General features: G+C 38.3%; 3 protein-coding genes and 1 pseudogene. All 4 read right to left on the bottom strand.

The window, feature by feature from the left end; all coding sequences use genetic code 11:
* Positions 1-901: YtpR family tRNA-binding protein (ytpR, locus tag AC1DND_RS27115; RefSeq protein ID WP_477585867.1), on the bottom strand; the 901-nt coding region annotated here is incomplete at its 3' end.
* Between the two features lie 81 nt (positions 902-982).
* A complete protein-coding gene (locus AC1DND_RS27110; RefSeq protein ID WP_477585865.1) occupies positions 983-1,177 on the bottom strand; it encodes a hypothetical protein in 195 nt (64 codons plus the stop codon).
* 9 nt (positions 1,178-1,186) lie between these two features.
* The gene (locus AC1DND_RS27105) at positions 1,187-1,381 is read right to left on the bottom strand and encodes a hypothetical protein (protein ID WP_215129284.1); all 195 of its coding nucleotides are present in this window, start codon (positions 1,379-1,381) and stop codon (positions 1,187-1,189) included.
* Between the two features lies 1 nt (position 1,382).
* Positions 1,383-1,803, bottom strand: a pseudogene (locus tag AC1DND_RS27100) (radical SAM protein); the annotation flags it as partial.

The raw sequence follows: 1,803 nt of genomic DNA, 5'->3' as shown, positions 1-1,803 counted from the left end.
CATCAAGGGTTACAAAAGGTGTCCCCTCAGCTACTTTTTTCACGATTACTTTTCCGCCCGTAATTTTGTCGGCATCGAAAGCATGTAAAGGCTGTCCTAAACCATGAAGCACATAATTGGTAATATCAACCACATTATTGATGGGACGTAAACCAATTACCTTTAATTTATCTTTTAACCACTCTGGCGATTCTTTTACAGTAACACCAGAAAGTGTTAGGCTGCTATAACGCGGACAAGCGGCTAAATCTTCTACTTCTACCGGAATTACCAGATTTTCGTTATCTGTTTTAAAAGCTGAAAGATCAGGCATTTCATATTCACTTCTGAAATAAGCGGCCAAATCTCTCGCCACACCTAAATGAGAAGCCGCATCAGCACGGTTTGGTGTTAATCCGATTTCGAAAACAAAATCGTCATCCATTTTGAAATGGTCTTTTGCACGGATTCCTATTTCGGTATCATTGGCAAGGATCATAATCCCATCATGCGATTTACCTAAACCGATTTCATCTTCGGCACAGATCATTCCCTGCGAAAGTTCTCCCCTGATTTTTGATTCTTTTATTTTAAATGGTTCGCCCTCTAAAGGATATACAGTTGTGCCTACGGTAGCTACTACCACTTTTTGGCCAGCACCTACATTTGGGGCACCGCAAACAATCTGAAGGTTTTCTTTACCCCCAACGTTTACCGTAGTAATGCGCAAACGATCGGCATTGGGATGCTGAACACAGGTTAATACTTCGCCGATAACCAAGCCCTCTAAACCGCCCACAACAGGCTGCACTTTTTCTACACTTTCTACTTCTAAACCAACATTGGTAAGAATTAACGAAAGTTCCTGAGGTGTTTTATCGATCTGTACGAATTGTTTTAACCAGTTATATGATATTTTCATTTATTGAGATTTGAGATTCTAGACATGAGATTTGAGACTTATGAGCGCTAAAACCTTGGTTCAAGAACACAATAAAAATGACTAATGGCCAATATTTAAATTAGATAGAATTACTGCGCATGCTCCTGCCCCTATTACCAACATTATAATAGATGCAATAACCAGTTTAAGGCCGGGTTTAACGGGTTGATTTTTCGCAGCTTTTACAATGATCTGAATGATGCCAATTACAAACAACAATGCGACAACTACCCAATATACAATAAAAAGTCCCATAGCCGATATTTAACTGTTAAAGAGCAACACCGCACAGGCACCAAAACCAATGACCATCATAATTACCGAAATAATAAGCAATTTTAACCCAGATTTTACAGGCTCGTTCCTTGATGATTTGATAATAATCTGAATAATTCCCACCACAAAGAGTACAACTGCAGTAAGACAATAAACAATGAATAATCCAAATAAACCTTCCATGTTAGTTCATATTTAATTTTTCCCTGATCAGATCTATTTTGTTGTCGCGGTAAAAAATATTCATAGTTTCGAAGGGTACCATTTTATATTTATCGCTCACAATGTGCACGCATGACTTTTTAACAGCGCGTACATCAAAATCCAGCGGGTCCATAAAATTCATGATGATGATCCGAAATAAATTATCGTAACTTAAACTATCCGATTTTACCCTTGGAAGGCAACACATCAATTCGCCAAAGGTATCTTCGGCACAATCTACCGAAACACCTGTACTAAACAAATTCAGCATGTGTTCTTTCAATTTTTCATCGTGTTCGAAAACGATGGTATTTTTCGAATTGTTGAGTAAATCTTCCGGATTGATCAGATGTGTCATCGGGATCACCTCATCGCCGATTTTTAATGCATAACCCATACAC

It is taken from the genome of Pedobacter sp. 01N416 (assembly GCF_056399685.1).
This window is presented reverse-complemented; position numbering and strand designations above follow the sequence as displayed.